The sequence below is a fragment of the Arthrobacter sp. Soil762 genome (assembly GCF_001428335.1).
Classification (GTDB): domain Bacteria; phylum Actinomycetota; class Actinomycetes; order Actinomycetales; family Micrococcaceae; genus Arthrobacter.
The window spans coordinates 139,774-157,334 of record NZ_LMSG01000001.1; the positions used below are offsets into that span (position 1 = coordinate 139,774).

At 65.4% G+C, this 17,561-nt stretch carries 16 protein-coding genes; 7 read left to right on the forward strand and 9 right to left on the reverse strand.

The window, feature by feature from the left end; all coding sequences use genetic code 11:
* Positions 1-15 precede the first annotated feature (15 nt).
* The 6 genes from ASG77_RS00620 (at position 16) to ASG77_RS00645 (ending at position 4,872) form a co-directional block, all read left to right on the forward strand.
* Positions 16-642, forward strand: coding sequence for a superoxide dismutase (locus ASG77_RS00620; protein ID WP_056339769.1), 627 nt, complete (start codon positions 16-18; stop codon positions 640-642).
* 264 nt (positions 643-906) lie between these two features.
* Positions 907-1,917, forward strand: a complete 1,011-nt coding sequence (gap, locus tag ASG77_RS00625; RefSeq protein WP_056339772.1) for a type I glyceraldehyde-3-phosphate dehydrogenase — start codon at positions 907-909, stop codon at positions 1,915-1,917.
* A 10-nt stretch (positions 1,918-1,927) separates the two neighbouring features.
* Positions 1,928-3,154, forward strand: coding sequence for a phosphoglycerate kinase (locus ASG77_RS00630; protein WP_056339775.1), 1,227 nt, complete (start codon positions 1,928-1,930; stop codon positions 3,152-3,154).
* 87 nt (positions 3,155-3,241) lie between these two features.
* Positions 3,242-4,057: a triose-phosphate isomerase gene (tpiA, locus tag ASG77_RS00635; RefSeq protein ID WP_056339778.1), complete on the forward strand. Its 816-nt coding sequence runs from the start codon at positions 3,242-3,244 to the stop codon at positions 4,055-4,057.
* A gap of 51 nt (positions 4,058-4,108) precedes the next feature.
* Positions 4,109-4,366 (forward strand): preprotein translocase subunit SecG, encoded by a 258-nt coding sequence (gene secG / locus ASG77_RS00640; RefSeq protein WP_056339782.1) that lies wholly within the window; start codon positions 4,109-4,111, stop codon positions 4,364-4,366.
* Positions 4,367-4,476: 110 nt separating this feature from the next.
* Positions 4,477-4,872, forward strand: coding sequence for an RNA polymerase-binding protein RbpA (locus tag ASG77_RS00645; RefSeq protein ID WP_056339784.1), 396 nt, complete (start codon positions 4,477-4,479; stop codon positions 4,870-4,872).
* Here ASG77_RS00645 and pgl read toward each other — a convergent pair.
* Genes pgl through tkt form a run of 6 tightly spaced genes read right to left on the reverse strand, consistent with a single transcriptional unit; the run spans position 4,825 to position 13,055 of the window.
* On the reverse strand, positions 4,825-5,643 hold the full coding sequence (gene pgl, locus ASG77_RS00650) for a 6-phosphogluconolactonase (protein ID WP_056339787.1): 819 nt from the start codon (positions 5,641-5,643) through the stop codon (positions 4,825-4,827). The two genes, ASG77_RS00645 and pgl, sit on opposite strands and share 48 nt — an antisense overlap.
* On the reverse strand, positions 5,633-6,574 hold the full coding sequence (locus ASG77_RS00655; RefSeq protein ID WP_056339791.1) for a glucose-6-phosphate dehydrogenase assembly protein OpcA: 942 nt from the start codon (positions 6,572-6,574) through the stop codon (positions 5,633-5,635). The genes pgl and ASG77_RS00655 overlap by 11 nt, the downstream gene beginning before the upstream one ends.
* Entirely contained in the window at positions 6,571-8,142 is a 1,572-nt protein-coding gene (gene zwf, locus ASG77_RS00660) for a glucose-6-phosphate dehydrogenase (RefSeq protein ID WP_056339794.1), read from the reverse strand. Before zwf ends, ASG77_RS00655 begins: the two co-directional genes overlap by 4 nt.
* 15 nt (positions 8,143-8,157) lie before the next feature.
* Entirely contained in the window at positions 8,158-9,792 is a 1,635-nt protein-coding gene (locus ASG77_RS00665) for a glucose-6-phosphate isomerase (RefSeq protein WP_056339797.1), read from the reverse strand.
* A gap of 6 nt (positions 9,793-9,798) precedes the next feature.
* Positions 9,799-10,914 carry a transaldolase gene (tal, locus tag ASG77_RS00670; protein ID WP_056339800.1) on the reverse strand — a complete coding sequence of 372 codons (1,116 nt, stop codon included), beginning with the start codon at positions 10,912-10,914 and terminating at the stop codon, positions 9,799-9,801.
* 23 nt (positions 10,915-10,937) lie between these two features.
* Positions 10,938-13,055 (reverse strand): transketolase, encoded by a 2,118-nt coding sequence (tkt, locus tag ASG77_RS00675; RefSeq protein ID WP_056339802.1) that lies wholly within the window; start codon positions 13,053-13,055, stop codon positions 10,938-10,940.
* Between the two features lie 510 nt (positions 13,056-13,565).
* Between tkt and ASG77_RS00680 the strand changes: the two genes are divergently transcribed.
* Positions 13,566-14,525, forward strand: a complete 960-nt coding sequence (locus tag ASG77_RS00680) for a heme o synthase (protein ID WP_056339805.1) — start codon at positions 13,566-13,568, stop codon at positions 14,523-14,525.
* Between the two features lie 301 nt (positions 14,526-14,826).
* Here the strand turns inward: ASG77_RS00680 and ASG77_RS00685 are convergent, their stop codons facing one another.
* From ASG77_RS00685 to ASG77_RS00695, 3 genes are read right to left on the reverse strand one after another with little or no spacing between them, the layout of a single operon-like run.
* Positions 14,827-15,771: a COX15/CtaA family protein gene (locus tag ASG77_RS00685; RefSeq protein ID WP_056339812.1), complete on the reverse strand. Its 945-nt coding sequence runs from the start codon at positions 15,769-15,771 to the stop codon at positions 14,827-14,829.
* A gap of 7 nt (positions 15,772-15,778) precedes the next feature.
* Positions 15,779-16,549, reverse strand: coding sequence for an ABC transporter permease (locus ASG77_RS00690; RefSeq protein ID WP_056339815.1), 771 nt, complete (start codon positions 16,547-16,549; stop codon positions 15,779-15,781).
* Positions 16,546-17,514, reverse strand: coding sequence for an ABC transporter ATP-binding protein (locus tag ASG77_RS00695; protein WP_056339818.1), 969 nt, complete (start codon positions 17,512-17,514; stop codon positions 16,546-16,548). Before ASG77_RS00695 ends, ASG77_RS00690 begins: the two co-directional genes overlap by 4 nt.
* Positions 17,515-17,561: the final 47 nt, after the last annotated feature.

Consider the following 17,561-nt stretch of genomic DNA (forward strand, 5'->3'; position numbering starts at 1 on the left):
ACATTGGAGGATTTTGTGACCGAGTACGTACTGCCAGAACTCAGCTACGACTACGCGGCGCTTGAGCCGCACATTTCGGCGCGCATCATGGAGCTGCACCACAGCAAGCACCACGCTGCCTACGTTGCAGGCGCCAACAACGCCCTTGCCCAGCTGGCAGAGGCGCGCGACAAGGGCGATTTCGCCAACATCAACCGCCTTTCGAAGGACCTCGCGTTCCACACCGGCGGCCACATCAACCACTCGGTGTTCTGGAACAACCTGTCACCGGACGGCGGCGACAAGCCTGAGGGCGAGCTGGCAGCTGCCATCGACGATGCCTTCGGTTCCTTCGACGCCTTCCGCGCCCAGTTCTCCGCGGCTGCCCTTGGCCTGCAGGGATCGGGCTGGGGCTTCCTGGCCTACGAGCCGATCGGTGGCAACCTGGTCATCGAGCAGCTCTACGACCAGCAGGGCAACGTGGCTCTCGGCACCACGCCGCTGCTGATGCTGGACATGTGGGAGCACGCCTTCTACCTGGACTACGTCAACGTCAAGGCTGACTACGTCAAGGCCTTCTGGAACATCGTCAACTGGGCCGATGTCGCCAAGCGCTTCGATGCTGCACGCACCAACGCCACGGGCCTCATCACCCTGCCGTAGTGACCCGCAGTACATGAGCGTGTAACAAACTTCACATTTCGGCGTGATTTCGGCCGGAATGTGGAAGGTCCGCCCCCGCACTTGCGGGGGCGGACCTACTTAAACGTAAGATGGATCACGGAAGGCGGTCTGCCTTCAGCAATGTGGCTGGTCGCCCTCCGATCTGTTAATCATCTCTGCCCAATGGCGTGCGGGATCTGTTAGTTGGCTTCAACGCCCGCTCAACTAGTTTGTGCTTAATCAAGCACCAAGGAGACTGAACAAGTGACGACCCGTATTGGTATCAACGGCTTCGGCCGCATCGGCCGCAACTACTTCCGCGCAGCCCTCGCACAGGGCGCGGACCTGGAGATCGTTGCCGTCAACGACCTCACCAGCCCTGAGGCGCTGGCCCACCTGCTTAAGTACGACTCCGTCGGCGGCCGCCTGAAGGAAACCGTTGAGGTCAAGGACGGCAACATCGTTGTCGACGGCAACATCATCAAGGTTCTCGCCGAACGCGATCCCGCCAACCTGCCCTGGGGCGAGCTGGGCGTTGACATCGTCATCGAGTCCACCGGCTTCTTCACCAAGGCCGCTGCCGCGCAGAAGCACATCGACGCAGGCGCCAAGAAGGTCCTGATCTCCGCACCTGCCTCCGACGAGGACATCACCATCGTGATGGGCGTCAACGAGGGCCTGTACGACAACGCGGCGCACAACATCATTTCCAACGCGTCCTGCACCACCAACTGCCTGGGCCCGCTGGCCAAGGTCCTCAACGACACCTTCGGCATCGAGCGTGGCCTGATGACCACCATCCACGCCTACACGGCTGACCAGAACCTGCAGGACGGCCCGCACAACGACCTCCGCCGTGCCCGTGCCGCCGCCATCAACATGGTTCCCACCTCCACGGGTGCAGCCAAGGCGATCGGCCTGGTCCTGCCCGAGCTCAAGGGCAAGCTGGACGGCTTCGCCATCCGCGTGCCCGTCCCCACCGGCTCGGCCACCGACCTCACCGTCACGGTCTCCCGCGAGACCACCGTCGAGGAAGTCAACGCGGCGCTGAAGAAGGCCTCGGAGTCCGACGAGTTCCAGGGCATCCTGACCTACACGGACGCACCGATCGTGTCCTCGGACATCGTCGGGGACCCGGCGTCGTCGATCTTCGACTCCGGCCTGACCAAGGTCATCGGCAACCAGGTCAAGGTTGTTTCCTGGTATGACAACGAATGGGGCTACTCCAACCGCCTCGTGGACCTCACGGAGCTCGTCGCAGCCAAGCTGGGCTAGGGTTAGACTCATGACATTCCACACCCTCAACGAACTGATCGCTGAAGGTGTCCGCGGGCGGTACATTCTTGTCAGAAGTGACCTGAATGTGCCGCTCGACGGCTCTACAGTGACTGACGACGGCCGCATCAAGGCCTCTCTGCCAGTACTGGGAAAGCTCACGGACGCCGGTGCCCGCGTGCTGGTAACAGCCCACCTCGGACGCCCCAAGGGCGCTCCGGAGGACAAATACTCCCTCCGGCCTGCCGTAGCGCGGCTCGCCGAACTTGCCGCCTTCAAGGTCTCGCTCGCGCAGGACACCGTGGGCAGCTCCGCCAAGGAACTCGCCGCCTCCCTTCAGGACGGCGAAGTCCTCGTCCTGGAGAACGTGCGCTTCGACGCCCGGGAGACCAGCAAGGACGACGCCGAACGCGGCGCCTTCGCGGACGAACTGGTGGCCCTGACCGGGGCCAACGGCGCCTACGTTGACGACGCCTTTGGTGCCGTGCACCGCAAGCACGCCAGTGTCTACGACGTCGCCACCCGGCTCCCCTCCTACCAGGGCGACCTTGTGCACACCGAGGTGGAGGTCCTGCGGAAGCTGACAGCTGACACGCAGCGGCCCTACGTGGTGGTGCTCGGCGGCTCCAAGGTCTCCGACAAGCTGGCGGTCATCGACAACCTCATCGGCAAGGCCGACACCATCCTGGTGGGCGGCGGCATGCTCTTCACGTTCCTGGCAGCAGAGGGCCACAGCGTGGCCGGCAGCCTCCTGGAAGAAGACCAGATCCCGGTTGTCCAGGACTACCTGAAACGGGCAGCCGGTGCAGGCACCGAATTCATTGTGCCCACCGACGTTGTGGTGGCCGGTAAGTTCGCGGCCGACGCTGACTACGAAACTGTCCCCGCGGACGGCATCGAGGGCAGCAGCTTCGGTGCCCAGGGCATCGGCCTGGACATCGGCCCGGACTCTGCAGCCGCTTTTGCGGACCGGATCAAGGGCGCCAAAACGGTGTTCTGGAACGGGCCCATGGGCGTCTTTGAGTTCGAAGCATTCTCCGGCGGAACCCGCGCCGTGGCCCAGGCTCTGACCGAGGCCGACGCCTTCACTGTGGTCGGCGGCGGCGACTCCGCTGCCGCCGTGCGGACGCTCGGCTTCGCTGACGACCAGTTCGGGCACATTTCCACCGGCGGCGGCGCCAGCCTGGAATATCTCGAAGGCAAGGAACTCCCGGGACTCAGCGTCCTGGACCGTTAGGAACCTGGACTGCCAAGTCCTCCGGCCGGCAGGGCGCCCGCGGGCACCCTGCCGGCCGCACACATATCAAGTACTTTTGGAGAACACGTGACTACGTCAACGAACGGCGCTTTTGACCGCACGCCTCTCATTGCAGGCAACTGGAAGATGAACATGGACCACGTCCAGGGCATCACCCTCCTGCAGAAACTGGCCTGGACCCTGTCCGACGCCAAGCACGACTACAACCGGGTTGAGGTGGCCGTCTTCCCGCCATTCACCGACCTCCGCGGCGTGCAGACCCTCGTCCAGGGCGATGAATTGGACATAGCCTACGGCGGCCAGGACCTCTCCCAGTTCGACTCGGGCGCCTACACGGGCGACACCTCCGGCCAGTTCCTGAACAAGCTGGGCTGCCGCTACGTCCTGGTGGGGCACAGTGAACGCCGCACCATCCACCAGGAATCCGACGAAGTGCTCAACGCCAAGGTCAAGGCAGCGTTCAAGCACAGTGTTACTCCGGTCCTTTGCGTGGGGGAAGGCCTGGAAATCCGCCAGGCCGGCACGCATGTCGAGCACACGCTGACACAGCTCCGGGCGAACGTCGCCGGGTTGACGGCCGAGCAGGCGGCAAAGCTTGTGGTGGCCTACGAGCCCGTTTGGGCCATCGGCACCGGTGAAGTGGCCGGGCCGGAGGACGCCCAGGAAATGTGCGCCGCCATCCGCGCGGAACTGGCCACGCTCTTCGGTGATGACGTTGCTGCGAAGATCCGGCTGCTCTACGGCGGCTCGGTCAAGGCCAACAATGTCGCCGCGATCCTGAAGGAACGCGACGTCGACGGCGTGTTGGTCGGCGGGGCAAGCCTCGATCCCGCGGAGTTTGCTAATATTGTCAGGTTCGAGAGTCACCTCGTGACGGACTAGTCCGTCACGAAGCTCCAGGCTCCCGCAATTCCAATCTTCTGAAAGGCCGTCGTGGACGTTCTTCATGTCATTCTGCAGATTCTCCTGGGCATCACCAGCCTTCTGCTGACCCTGCTTATCCTCCTCCACAAGGGCCGGGGTGGCGGGCTGTCGGACATGTTCGGCGGCGGTATGAGTTCCGGCCTCAGCTCCTCCGGCGTGGCCGAGCGGAACCTGAACAGGTTCACCGTGGTCCTGGGCGTTACCTGGGGCGTCGTGATCATCGCCCTTGGCCTGGTTATGCGCTTCAGCGGCGCAGGGGACTCATAGCCCCTGCAACTGATCGTCGCCCGGCACTGCCGCGATGGGGATCTCCGAACTAAACTGTGGCTGTTGGCTTCCAACAGCCACAGTTTTTGTTTAAGCAGCCAGGAGTCCCGATGGTACATAGTGCGTCAGCGTTCCGCGGCACCCGGGTGGGTGTCACAGAAGGAGCCGGTCCCAAGAACCAGTCAGAAGCGGCCTCGGGCGAAAGGGTGCCCCGTATCAGGGTTTCCTTTTGGTGCGCCAAGGGGCATGAAACCCAGCTGGTCTTCCTGCGGTTGCCGGACGAGCAGCTTCCCACAGTATGGGACTGCCGGCGCTGCGGGGCTCCGGCATCACGGGACGGCAAGGAAGCCGACCTGCCGGACCCGCTGGACGAAGGCTTCAAGAGCCACCTTGAATACGTTAAAGAACGGCGCTCCGACCAGGACGCCGAAGCTGTCCTGGCCGGAGCGCTGGAAAAGCTACGCGCCGGCGGCGTCCTTCCGGACGAGCTGCTGCGGGACGCGTGACGCTGCGTTTTCGTCGATAAGCCACAGCGTGCGGGATGTTCCCCGGGGGCCCGCCGCCGGTACCTGTACCGGGTTGGCGCCCGCCAGGGCCAGGCCCACCGCGCCGGCCTTGTCCTCGCCCGCCACCACCATCCAGACCTCGGCAGCAGTGTTTATGGCGGGAAGCGTGAGCGAGATCCGCTGGGGCGGCGGCTTGGGGGAATTGCGGACGCCAACGACTGTCCGCTCCTTCTCCCGGATTCCGCCCTGCTCCGGGAAGAGCGAGGCCACGTGGGCGTCCGGGCCAACGCCCAGCAGCACAACGTCCAGCCGCGGCAGTACTCCCGGTTCGTCCGGACGGTCGTCAGACATGTCGGCAGCGTGTTCGGCCTGGGCTGCTTCCCGGAGCCTGCGCGCGTAGTCCTCGGCGGCTTCCTCGGGCGTGTCGAAGTCATCCGAGGAGGCAGGCTGGTTGATCCTTGCAGGATCAACCGGAATGCTCGACAGGAGTGCAGCAAACGCCTGCCTGGTGTTCCGGTCGGGATGGTCCGCGGCAACAAAGCGCTCGTCACCCCACCAAAAGTTCACCTTGGACCAGTCGACGGCCGGCGCTGCCGGAGAATCCGCAACAGCCTTCAGCGTTCCGATGCCTACTGTGCCGCCGGTCAGCACCACCGTGGCCTCACCGTGCTTGTCCTGCACATCCACCAGCTTGGTGATCAGGCGGGCCGCAATGGCGGCCATCAGGACGGACGAATCAGGATGGATGCTAACTCTTGGCTCAACGCTCACTGGGTCGGACGCTCCTTAGATTGGTACGTGGCAGTCCAATAGTAATCACTTCGCCGAACACTTCGTCGGGGTCGAGGCGGCGGAGTTCCTCGGCGAGGCAGTCTTTGAGGCTGCGGCGGGGGAGGGAGATGCGTTGGGCGGGCTGTCCGGGCTGGGTGAGTTCGGCGACGGAGAGCCCGGGGCGGAAGAGCTGCACGTCGCCGCTGTGGCGGGTGAGCCTTACGCGGCGGATGCCCGTGCCGGCAGGGTCCGCGACGATGGTCACGGGCGCGTCCAGGGCCAGGGTCAGCCATGCTGCCAGCAGGATGGTGGACGGGGAATCGGAGGCGCCTTCGACGGCGACGGCAGTCACGGGGGAGGAGTCCACCTGGTCCAGGACGGCCGCGAGCTGGATGCGCCAGTTGGTCAGGCGGGTCCAGGCGAGGTCGGTGTCCCCGGCCTTGTACGTGGCCCGGATGTTCTCCAGCGCGGCCTGGGGATCGGTTTCGTTCGCGGAGTCGGTGATCCGGCGGTGCGCGATCCGGCCCACGGAGGTTTCGCAGGCGTTCTCCGGTGCCCCGTGCGGCCACCAGGCCACGATCGGGGCGTCCGGCAGGAGCAGGGCCGCGACGAGTGATTCGCTTTCGTGGGCGAGTTCGCCGTAGCCGCGGAGCACGATGACCTCGGACGCGCCGGCGTCACCGCCCACCCGGATCTGCGCGTCGAGCCGGTTCGGGGCCTGGGCTCCGGCGTCGGCGAGGACGATGATCCGGCAGGGGTGTTCGCGGCTTGCCTCGTTCGCGGCCTCGATCGCTTCTTCCTCGAGCCCGGAGCGGGTGACGACCACGAGGGTCAGGACCCGGCCCAGGGCGATCACCCCGCCCTGCTCACGCAGGGAGGTGATCTTCTTGGAGATCTTCGAGGTGGTGGTGTCCGGCAAATCTACAATCATGGCCTTCTCCAGGTTCGTCCGTCGCGGGCCAGCAGCTCATCCGCCGAGGCAGGGCCCCAGCTGCCCGGAGCATAGGGCTCCGGCTGCTCTTTCAGCCCCGCCCAGTAGTCTTCAAAGGGGTCCAGGATCTTCCAGGACAGCTCCACCTCCGCGTGCCGGGGGAACAGCGGCGGCTCGCCGAGGAGCACATCGAGGATCAGCCGCTCATACGCTTCCGGGGACGATTCGGTGAAGGAGTGCCCGTAGCCGAAGTCCATGGTCACGTCGCGGACTTCCATCTGCGTGCCAGGGACCTTGGACCCGAACCGGATGGTCGCGCCCTCATCGGGCTGGACCCGGATCACCACGGCGTTCTGGCCGAAGTCATCCTCACCATGGTCACGGAACAGCAGGTTCGGGGCGCGCTTGAACACCACCGCGATCTCCGTCACCCGCCGGCCCAGGCGCTTGCCCGCCCGGAGGTAGAACGGCACCCCGGCCCAGCGGCGGGTGTGGATATCCACCCGGATCGCCGCGAACGTTTCGGTCTTCGAATCGGCCGGGATGCCCTCTTCTTCCAGGTAGCCCTGCACCTGTTCCCCGCCCTGCCAGCCGCCGGCGAACTGCCCGCGCGCCGAATGCGTGGACAAATCCTCCGGGAGCTTCACCGCGGCAAGGACCTTTTCCTTCTCCGCCCGCAGGTCATCGGCGTTGAAGGAAATGGGCTCCTCCATCGCCGTCAAAGCGAGCAGCTGCAGGAGGTGGTTCTGGATGACGTCGCGGGCTGCGCCCACGCCGTCGTAGTACCCGGCCCGGCCGCCCGTGCCGATGTCCTCGGCCATTGTGATCTGGACATGGTCCACATAGTTCGCGTTCCAGAGCGGCTCGAACAGCTGGTTCGCGAAACGCAGCGCCAGGATGTTCTGGACGGTTTCCTTGCCCAGGTAGTGGTCGATCCGGAACACCGCATCCGGCGGGAACACCGACTCCACAATGTCGTTGAGCTGCCGGGCCGAGTCCAGGTCATGCCCGAACGGCTTCTCGATCACCACCCGCCGCCACTTCTCACCCTCAGCCTGCGCCAGGCCGTGCTTGGACAGCTGCCGGCAGACCTGCTCAAACGCTTTCGGCGGGATCGAGAGGTAGAACGCGTGATTGCCCCGCGTCCCGCGCTGCTCATCGAGCTCAGCGATCGTGTCACCCAACCGCTCAAAGGCATCATCGTCGTCGAACTCGCCCTGGACAAAACGGATACCCTCGGCGAGCTGGTTCCACACCGCCTCATCAAACGGCGTCCGCGAGTACGCCTTCACCGAGGCCTTCACCTCGGCGGCGAACTCCTCGTGCTTCCACGGACGGCGGCCGAAACCCACCAGCGCGAAACTCGGCGGCAGCAGCCCCCGGTTCGCGAGGTCATACACGGCCGGCATGAGCTTCTTACGGGCAAGGTCGCCGGTCACTCCGAAGAGCACCAACGAGGACGGACCGGCAATCCGGTTCAGGCGGCGGTCACGCGGATCCCGGAGCGGATTCCGCCCTGATCGTCCGGAACGCGTCGCGGAATTCCTGCCGTTTTCAGTTTCTGGCATGTTTGCTGTTGAGCCTTAGTTTTCGGTGACGGAAGCTGACCGGGCTGCGAGTGCTGCAATGATCTCCTGCAGCTGTGCAACTCCGGCGGCGCGGTCGGTCAGGTGCAGTCGCAGGACGGGGCGGCCATGGCCGGCCAGGACCTGGGCGTCGCCAGCGGCCTGGGCGGAAATCAGTTCCCCGAACGTGAACGGACGGTCCGGGATGGCCAGGTCTTCCGCAGGAGCGGCCGTGACCTGGAGAAAGACTCCAATGGCGGGTCCGCCCTTGTGGAACTGCCCGGTGGAGTGCAGGAACCGCGGGCCCCAGCCAAACGTGACGGGACGGCCGCTTACGCCGGCAAGCGGGTCGCGGATGCCTTCCAGCTCTGCGAAGGCCAGCCGGTCAAAGTAGGCATGGACGCTGAGGTAGCTGTCGTCGTCGAGCGTTCCAAGAAGGGCGCCGACGGCTTCCTCCGCGGTGGCTGCCCCACGGAGCCAGTCACCGCCGCGGACCTCAATGGCGCCGTCCACGAAGGCGGCAGGGGTCGGTTCGGGCTGGGCATCCAGCAGGCCGCGGGCGGCAACCTTGGCTGCCTCCACGTCCGGCTGGTCATACGGGTTGATGCCAAGGAGGCGCCCGGCCACCGCAGTGGCGAACTCCCACACCATCATCTGGGTGGCCAGGCCGCCCGCGATGGCTACCTCATTGTCACCGAGTTCGACGTCGGCATCCGCGGCTACCAGCCGCACCACCAGGACGTCCGCGGCGCCGGAGGTGACCTCCGGCGATGTGGGTCCGGCAACCACCGGCAGGACGCCGGTACCGAGCTTGCCGGTGGATTCGGCGATGAGCTGCTCGGCCCAGTCCGCGAAGCCCACAATGCCTGAGCCGTCCTCGGCGATGACAATCTTGTTACGCAGCGGGTTGGTTCCGCCCAGGGCTGTTCCGAGGGCCAGACCGATGTTCTCGGCGGCGTCCTCGTTCAGGATCTCGGCGGCTTCCTCGGCCTCATCCAGGAAGGCCTGGATATCCACACCGGCCAGGCCCGAGGGGACCAGCCCGAATGCGGTGAGGGCCGAGTAGCGGCCGCCCACGTTCGGATCGGCGTTGAAGACGGCGCGGTAGCCGGCCTCACGCGATGCCTTATCCAGCGGGGAACCGGGATCGGTGACGATAATGATCCGGCTCTTCGCTTCGATGCCGGCCTCGGTGAAGGCGTGCTCGAAGATCCGGCGCTGGGAGTCGGTCTCCAGGGTTGAACCGGACTTGGACGAAACCACAATCGCGGTTTCGGCCAGCCGGTCAGCGAGGGCAGCACGGACCTGGTCGGGGTCAGTGCTGTCCAGCACTGTCAGCTCGACGCCAGCGGTGCCGGCGATGACCTCGGGAGCCAGCGAAGATCCGCCCATGCCGCAAAGCACGATGCGGGTCACGCCCTCAGCCTTGAGGGCATCACGGAGCTCGAGGATGCCGGCCACGAGGGCCTGTGAGACGGTGGCCGCCTCCACCCAACCGAGGCGGACAGCGGACTCGGCCTCGGCGTCGGGACCCCACAGGGTGTGGTCCTTGGCGAAGATCCGGGTGGCAATGCGGTCCGCCACGAGGGCGGGCAGGTGCTGCTCGAGTGCCTGCTGCGCGGCACCGGTGGCGTCGTAGCTGAGAGTGCTCATAGTGGGTTAGGAAGCCTTCCGTGCAGCGGCAAGGGCACCTTCGACGTCGCCCAGGAGTTCCTTCCAGCTGGCCACAAACTTGTCCAGGCCTTCGGATTCGAGGAGTGCGACAACCTCGTTGTAGGAGATACCCAGTGCGTCCAGCGCGTCCAGCGTGGCGTTGGCCTCGGTGTACGTGCCGGAGACGGTGTCGCCGGTGACGACGCCGTGGTCGAACGTGGCGTCCAGGGTCTTCTCCGGCATGGTGTTCACGACGCCGGGGGCGGCCAGTTCGGTCACGTACAAGGTGTCCGGGTAGGCCGGGTCCTTGACGCCGGTGGAGGCCCACAGCGGACGCTGGGGGAGGGCGCCGGCTTCAGCCAGCAGTGCCCAGCGCTCGGTGGCGAAGAGCTCCTCGTAGACCTGGTACGCCAGGCGTGCGTTGGCCACGCCTGCCTTGCCCTTGAGTGCCTTGGCCTCGTCGGTGCCGATGGCGTCGAGGCGCTTGTCGATCTCGGAGTCCACGCGGGACACGAAGAACGACGCGACCGAGTGGATCTTGGACAGGTCGTGGCCGTTGTCCTTGGCCTGCTCCAGGCCGGACTGGAAGGCATTGATGACGGCGCGGTAGCGCTCGAGCGAGAAGATCAGGGTCACGTTGACGCTGATGCCCTCGGCCAGCGTCGCGGTGATCGCTTCGAGGCCTTCAAGGGTTGCCGGGATCTTGATGTGGACGTTGTCCTTGTTGACCTTCTTGTACAGGTGCTTGGCTTCGGCAATGGTTCCGGCCGTGTCCCAGGCAAGGCGCGGGTCAACTTCGATGGACACGCGGCCGTCAACACCGTTGGTGGCTGCTGCCACCGGTGCGAAGAGGTCGCAGGCGTCGGCGACGTCGGTGGTGGTGATTTCGAAGATGGTCTCCTCGACGCTGGCGCCGGCTGCTGCCTGCGCCGCGATGATGGCGTCGTAGTCCGTTCCGGCCGTGATGGCGGCGTGGAAGATGGACGGGTTGGTGGTCACACCAACAACGTTCTTCTCTTCGATCAGCTTCTGCAGCGTGCCGGTCTCAAGGCGGCTGCGGGAAAGGTCATCGAGCCAGATGGATACTCCGGCGTCGGAGAGTTGCTGTGTAGGGGTAGTCATGGTGATATCTCCTAAAATCTGGTTCAGGCCTGCAGGCCAGCGAGGGAGTCCTTGGCAGCGGCGGCGACAGCCACCGCGGTAATGCCGAACTCCTGGAAAAGGCGCTTGTAGTCGGCGGAAGCGCCATAGTGCTCGAGCGAGATGGAACGTCCGGCGTCGCCGACGAATTCCCTCCAGCCCAGGGCCAGCCCGGCCTCGACGGAGACCCGGGCCTTGACGGCAGCGGGGAGCACGGACTCGCGGTAAGCGGCGTCCTGCTTGTTGAACCACTCCACGCACGGCATGGAGACAACGCGGGCAGCGATGCCTTCAGCCTGGAGGGTTTCGCGGGCCTGGACGGCCAGCTGGACCTCGGAGCCGGTGCCTATCAGGATCACGTCGGCGGGCACGGTGGCGCCGTCCTTGGAAGCTTCAGCCAGGACGTAGCCGCCCTTGGCCACACCGGAAACGGAACCGAACGTGTCGCCGTCGGCGTCGCTTTCACCACGGGCGTAGGTGGGGATGTTCTGGCGGGTCAGGACAATGCCGGCCGGGTTCTCGTGGTTCTCCAGCATGGTCTTCCATGCCACCGCGACCTCGTTGGCGTCGCCGGGGCGGACCACGTCCAGGCCAACGATGGCGCGCAGGGAAGCGAGCTGTTCCACCGGCTGGTGGGTGGGGCCGTCTTCGCCCAGGCCGATGGAGTCGTGCGTCCAGACATACAGGGACGGAACACCCATCAGGGCGCCGAGCCGGATGGCGGGCCGCTGGTAGTCGCTGAAGATCAGGAACGTGCCGGAGAACGCGCGGGTCCGGCCGTGCAGGGCGATGCCGTTCACGATCGATGCCGCGGCGTGCTCACGGATGCCGAAGTGCAGGACCCGGCCGTAGGGGTTGCCGGACCAGGTATCGGTCTGCTTGGATGCGGGCACGAACGACGGCGAGCCTTCAATGGTGGTGTTGTTGGACTCGGCGAGGTCGGCGGAGCCGCCCCAGAGTTCCGGCATGACCGGTCCGAGTGCGTTCAGGACCTTGCCGGAAGCGGCGCGGGTGGAGACGTCCTTGCCGGCCGGGAAGACCGGAAGCGCGGCGTCCAGGCCGTCGGGCAGTTCGCGGGCCTCGATGCGCTGCAGGAGTGCAGAACCTTCGGGGTTGGCGGCCTGCCAGGCGTTGAAGGACTCTTCCCATTCCTTCTTGGCAGCGGCGCCGCGGTCCACGACGGAGCGGGCGTGGGCCAGGACTTCCTGGTCAACGTCGAAGGACTTGGCGGGGTCGAAGCCCAGCACGGACTTCAGGCCTGCGACTTCCTCTGCACCCAGTGCGGAACCGTGGATCTTGCCCGTGTTCTGCTTCTTGGGCGCCGGGTAGCCGATGATGGTGCGCAGCGAGATGATGGAGGGCTTGGACGTCTCGGCCTTGGCGGCGAGCAGTGCGGAGTAGAGCTCCTGCACGTCCTCTTTGTATTCGCCGGTCTTGGTCCAGTCGACGCGCTGGGTGTGCCAGCCGTACGCCTCGTAGCGCTTGAGGACATCCTCGGTGAAGGAGATGTCGGTGTCATCCTCGATGGAGATGTGGTTCTCATCGTAGACAACTACAAGGTTGCCCAGTTCCTGGTGGCCGGCCAGCGAGGACGCCTCGGAAGTGACGCCTTCCTGCAGGTCCCCGTCGGAGGCGATGACCCAGATGGTGTGGTCGAAGGGGCTTTCGCCGGCCGCAGCATCGGCGTCGAACAGGCCGCGCATCCGGCGCTGGGAGTAGGCGAACCCGACCGACGAGGCAAGGCCCTGGCCCAGCGGCCCGGTGGTGATCTCCACACCGGCAGTGTGCTTGTACTCCGGGTGGCCCGGGGTCAGGGAATCCCAGGTGCGAAGTGCCTCAAGGTCCTTCAGTTCCAGGCCGTAGCCCGACAGGAACAGCTGGATGTAAAGGGTCAGCGACGTGTGGCCGGGAGACAGGATGAAACGGTCGCGTCCCAGCCAATCCGGGTTGCGCGGGTCGTGGCGCATCAGCTTCTGGAAGAGAAGGTAGGCGGCGGGCGCCAGGCTCATGGCCGTGCCCGGGTGGCCGTTACCGACCTTCTCGACGGCATCCGCAGCCAGAACGCGGATAGTGTCCACCGCGCGCTGGTCCAAGCTGGTCCATGACAGTTCTTGCTCTTCCAAATGTGGCACGAAAACCGGGCCCCTCTCTGTGCTGATGGTGGACGGTACACGGGATCCGTTTCGGGGCACGCTATGGTGCCCGCTGCGGTGTGTACCAGCCGTTCACCATCGAAACGTTGATCTATCATTCAGCAGGGCTATGGGAACGCGTTATCCAACGCTTTTCTGCCGCTTGCTGATCTGGTGACAGCTTAGCTCGATTCCACTCTGCGGTCAGTGCAAATCTCACCTTTTGGACGCAATTTCCCCTTATGTGAATCGCCATTTCGTGAGGTTGAGTTAATCTGCTCGAATCACCCTGCGCGCAATCATCAGGGCCTAATCAGGGGGCATCTGTTACAAATGCGCACGGTATGATATTTGGAGGCCGACGCCGGTAGCCGAGCCCTTTAAGGGCGGCGGCAGACCCGGGGCGTTGCCGGGACCTCTTCTGATGACCATTGGCGGGCTGCCCGGCGAACGGCCGCAAGACACAGCTGCACTGCCAGACAGAACTGCCAACCAGAACGGGTGACTGCCACCGTGAGCACAACAGATACGCCGCTTAATGCTTCCCGCACCAGAGGGGGAGCCGGGTTCGCCCGTAAGGCCAAGGCGTATTTCGCCCTCACCAAGCCGCGTGTCATTGAGTTGCTGCTGGTCAGCACCCTGCCCACCATGATCTACGCCGAGCGCGGCTTCCCGCCGATCGGTCTGATCCTGGCCACGCTGGTCGGTGGCGCGTTTGCTGCCGGCAGTGCCGGTGCCTTCAACTGCTACCTTGACCGCGACATCGACAAACTGATGCACCGGACCGAGAACCGTCCGCTCGTCACTGGCGAGGTGACCCCGCGCGAGGCGCTGGTGTTCTCCTGGCTGCTCGGGGCAGCCGCCATTGTCATTCTCTGGTTCGGCGCCAACCCGCTGGCCGCGTGGCTCGGGTTGGCCGCAATTTTCTTCTATGTGGTCATCTACACCATCATTCTCAAGCGCCGCACCGCACAGAACATTGTGTGGGGTGGAGCTGCGGGCTGCTTCCCGGTACTGATTGCCTGGGCCGCCGTGACCAATACCGTCGAATGGCCGGCCGTCATCCTGTTTATGGTCATCTTCCTCTGGACGCCGCCGCACTACTGGCCGCTTTCCATGCGTTACGGCGAGGACTACCGCAACGCGAACGTGCCCATGCTTGGGGCAATTGCCGGCGCCAAGGTGGTTTCCGTCCAGGTAGTCCTCTACGCCTGGGCCATGGTGGCCTGCTCGCTGCTGCTGGTCCCCGCCGGTGGCGCGGGCTGGGTCTACACGGCCACCGCAGTGTTGGCGGGTGCATGGTTCCTGTACGAGTCGCACTCCCTCTACAACCGGGCGCAGCGCGAGGACATCTCGGACAAGCGCGCCATGAAGGTCTTCCACGGCTCCATCAGTTACCTGACGCTGCTGTTCATCGCACTGGCCGTGGATCCGTTCGTCGGATCAGCGATCATCGGTTAACAGCACCCGCAACGCTCTCTCACTTTATGTGGGTTTTTTACCGACCCTCTATCAGTACCTGCAGCTTTCTTAGCGACCCTCTCTCACCAACGGTGAAGGAGGGTCGCTTCTTTGTCACCCAGGAGGTAAGGGACGATCCTGCGAAACACCGCAGGCAGTGAGAGGTGGTCTGCCCACTTCCTGCATTAGGTGAGAGAGGGTCTGCCGATTCCATGCATTAAGTGAGAGAGGGTCCTTAAATGCGGAGTGCCACGGTTCGTCGCGAACCGTGGCACCCCGTCGGGGCAAAAAGCGGTGGAGGTTACGTGACCGGGCTCGAGCGGGCGAGGTCGGCGGAGTTTGTTGCCGCGCTCATCAGCAGCGCCGCCCCCAGCATGTGGGCGCCCACCAGCAACGCGGGGATGCCGTTGTAGTACTGGGTGAAGCCGATGACGGCCTGCAGCAGGGTCACGGCAAGCAGCAACAGGATGGACGTGCGGAACGGGCCCTGGATCCGGCGGACAATGACCAGCACCACTGAGAACAGTGCTCCGGCCGTGATCACATACGCCGGAACGGCATGGATGTGGGAGAACAGGTCCCAGTCCAGGCCGTTGCGGGGAGCATCGGCGTCACCGGCGTGGGGACCGGAGCCGGTCACCACTACGCCGAGCATTACGGCGAGGGCGGAGAAAAGCCCGACGGCGGCAGTCACCGGACGCATGACGCCCGGCAACGCGGGGAGCTGGCCGCTGGCGTGGCGGCCCGTCCTGCCGTAGGCCCGGTTGACGAGCAGCGTGGCGATCACCACAAGGGCCATGGACACGAGGAAGTGCAGGCCCACCACCCACGGATTGAGGTTGGTCAGCACGGTGATGCCACCGATCACCGCCTGCGCAGGGATGCTGGCCAGCAGGCCCAGCGCCAGCAGGAAGAGGTCCCGGCGCTCCTTGCGAAGGTTCCACAAGTACACAAGCATGGCCAGCGCAACCGCCGCCAGGGCAAACGTCAGGAGCCGGTTGCCGAACTCAATGAAGCCGTGGATCCCCATTTCGGCCGTGTTGACCAAAGAGGTCTCGGTGCAGCGCGGCCAGGTGGGGCAGCCGAGGCCGGATGCAGTCAGCCGCACCGCGCCGCCGGTCACCACCAGCAGCGTCTGGCCAACCAGGGACGCCACCGCGAGGCGGCGGACACTGGCGTCCACGGTTCGGGGCAGCCTCGCGATGAGGCGGCCGGCGATCTGGGGGAGGCGTGAAGCCGTGCTCACGGATATCTCAATTCCACTTGAACCAACGGATGGCTGCAGCTCCGGCAAGAACCGTCCAGAGCAGCAGGATAAGCGCGGCGCCGCCGTTCAACGAGCCGTGCAGGAAAGCTTCGCGCATGGCCGCGCCGAGGGCGCCGGAGGGCAGGTAGTGGACCGCTCCCTGCGCCAGTGCGGGCAGCCGTTCCGCGGGAATGACTATCCCGCCCAGGGCGCCCAGCAGGATCCACAGCAGATTGGTGATGGCGAGGGTTGCCTCGGGCCGGACCGTGCCTGCCACCAGGAGCCCCAGCGCGGTGAACGCCACGGCGCCCAGGGCCAGCAGCGACAGCCCAGGGAGCCAGCCGGAGGCAGGCGGCTGCCAGCCCAACGGAAGCGCCACCAGCGTCACCACTGCCACCTGGAGGCAGAGCACCGCCAGGACCGCCAGCACCTTACCCGCGATGAGGCCTTCGCGGCCCAGGGGTGTGGTGGACAGGAACCGGAGAACACCGTACCGCCGGTCAAAGCCGGTGGCGATGCCCTGCCCGGTGAAGGCCGTGGACATGGCGCACAATGCCAGGATGCCGGGGACGGCCACATTGATGCGGCTGGCTCCGAAACCGTCCAGGAAAGGAGTGACGGTGAGCCCCACCAGCGCCAGAAGCGGCAGGACGACTGCAAGGATCAGCTGCTCGCCGTTCCGGAGCATCGTCAGTGATTCGTACTTACCCTGCAGCAGGATGCGGCGCAGCAGCGTGGCTGGTGCTCCCTGGGCGGCGGTGGCTGCGGGAGCCGTCATCGGATGTCCTTTCCCGAGATGTCCAGGAAGACATCTTCCAGGCTTCGTGCCGCCAGGCTCATGGAACCGGGCATCACGCCGTGGGCTGCCCACCAGGCGGTCAACGACGCGAGATCGCGGGGTGTCAGTGCACCCGAGGCCACGTAGCTTCCGGCCCGTGTTTCAGAGACGGCGATGGCATCGGGCAGCACGCCGGTGAAATCCAGCCCCGGGGGAGCCTCGAACACCAGGGTGCGGACGTGGTCGGTGCCGGCCTCCACAGCCGGGTCCCGCTGCAGCAGCTGGGAAACTGTTCCCTCGGCGACGTTCCTGCCGGCGTCGATGATGTACACGTAGTCCGCCAGCCGCTGGGCGTCGTCCATCAGGTGTGTTGTCAGGATGATGCCCATCCCGGCCGCCCGCAGTTCCGAGATCAGCTCGAAGACCAGTTGCCGGGACTGGGGATCCAGGCCGGCGCTAGGCTCGTCCAGGAAAAGGACTTCCGGATTGCCGATCAGTGCTGCGGCGAGGGCCAGACGCTGCTTCTGCCCACCGGAGAGTCTGCGCACGCTGGTCCTGGCGAAAGTATCAATGCCGAGCCGTTCCACCAGTTCGTCAACTGAGCGGGGCCGCGCATACATTCCGGCGATGTGCCGCAGAAGCGGGATGGGACGGGCCGACGGCGGGAGGCCGCCGTCCTGAAGCATCACGCCTACGCGGGACCGCAGGTCAGCACCCGAACGGCCCGGGTCCTGGCCAAGCAGCGAGATGCTGCCGCCGCTGCGTTTCTGCAGGCCCTGGGCGCATTCGATGGTGGTGGTCTTTCCGGCTCCATTCGCGCCCAGGAGGGCCGTGACCTGGCCGCGTTCGGCCATAAGGGAAACGCCGTTGACCACCCGGAGCATTTTTCCGTCCAGGCTGGCCAGCGGACCAACATCCTTAATTAACCCGCTGATGGACAGAACCGGGGATTCGGGGGATCGCACCCCAGCATTCTACGCGATGTAGTACTGGCGGCCCCGCAGCGGACCCC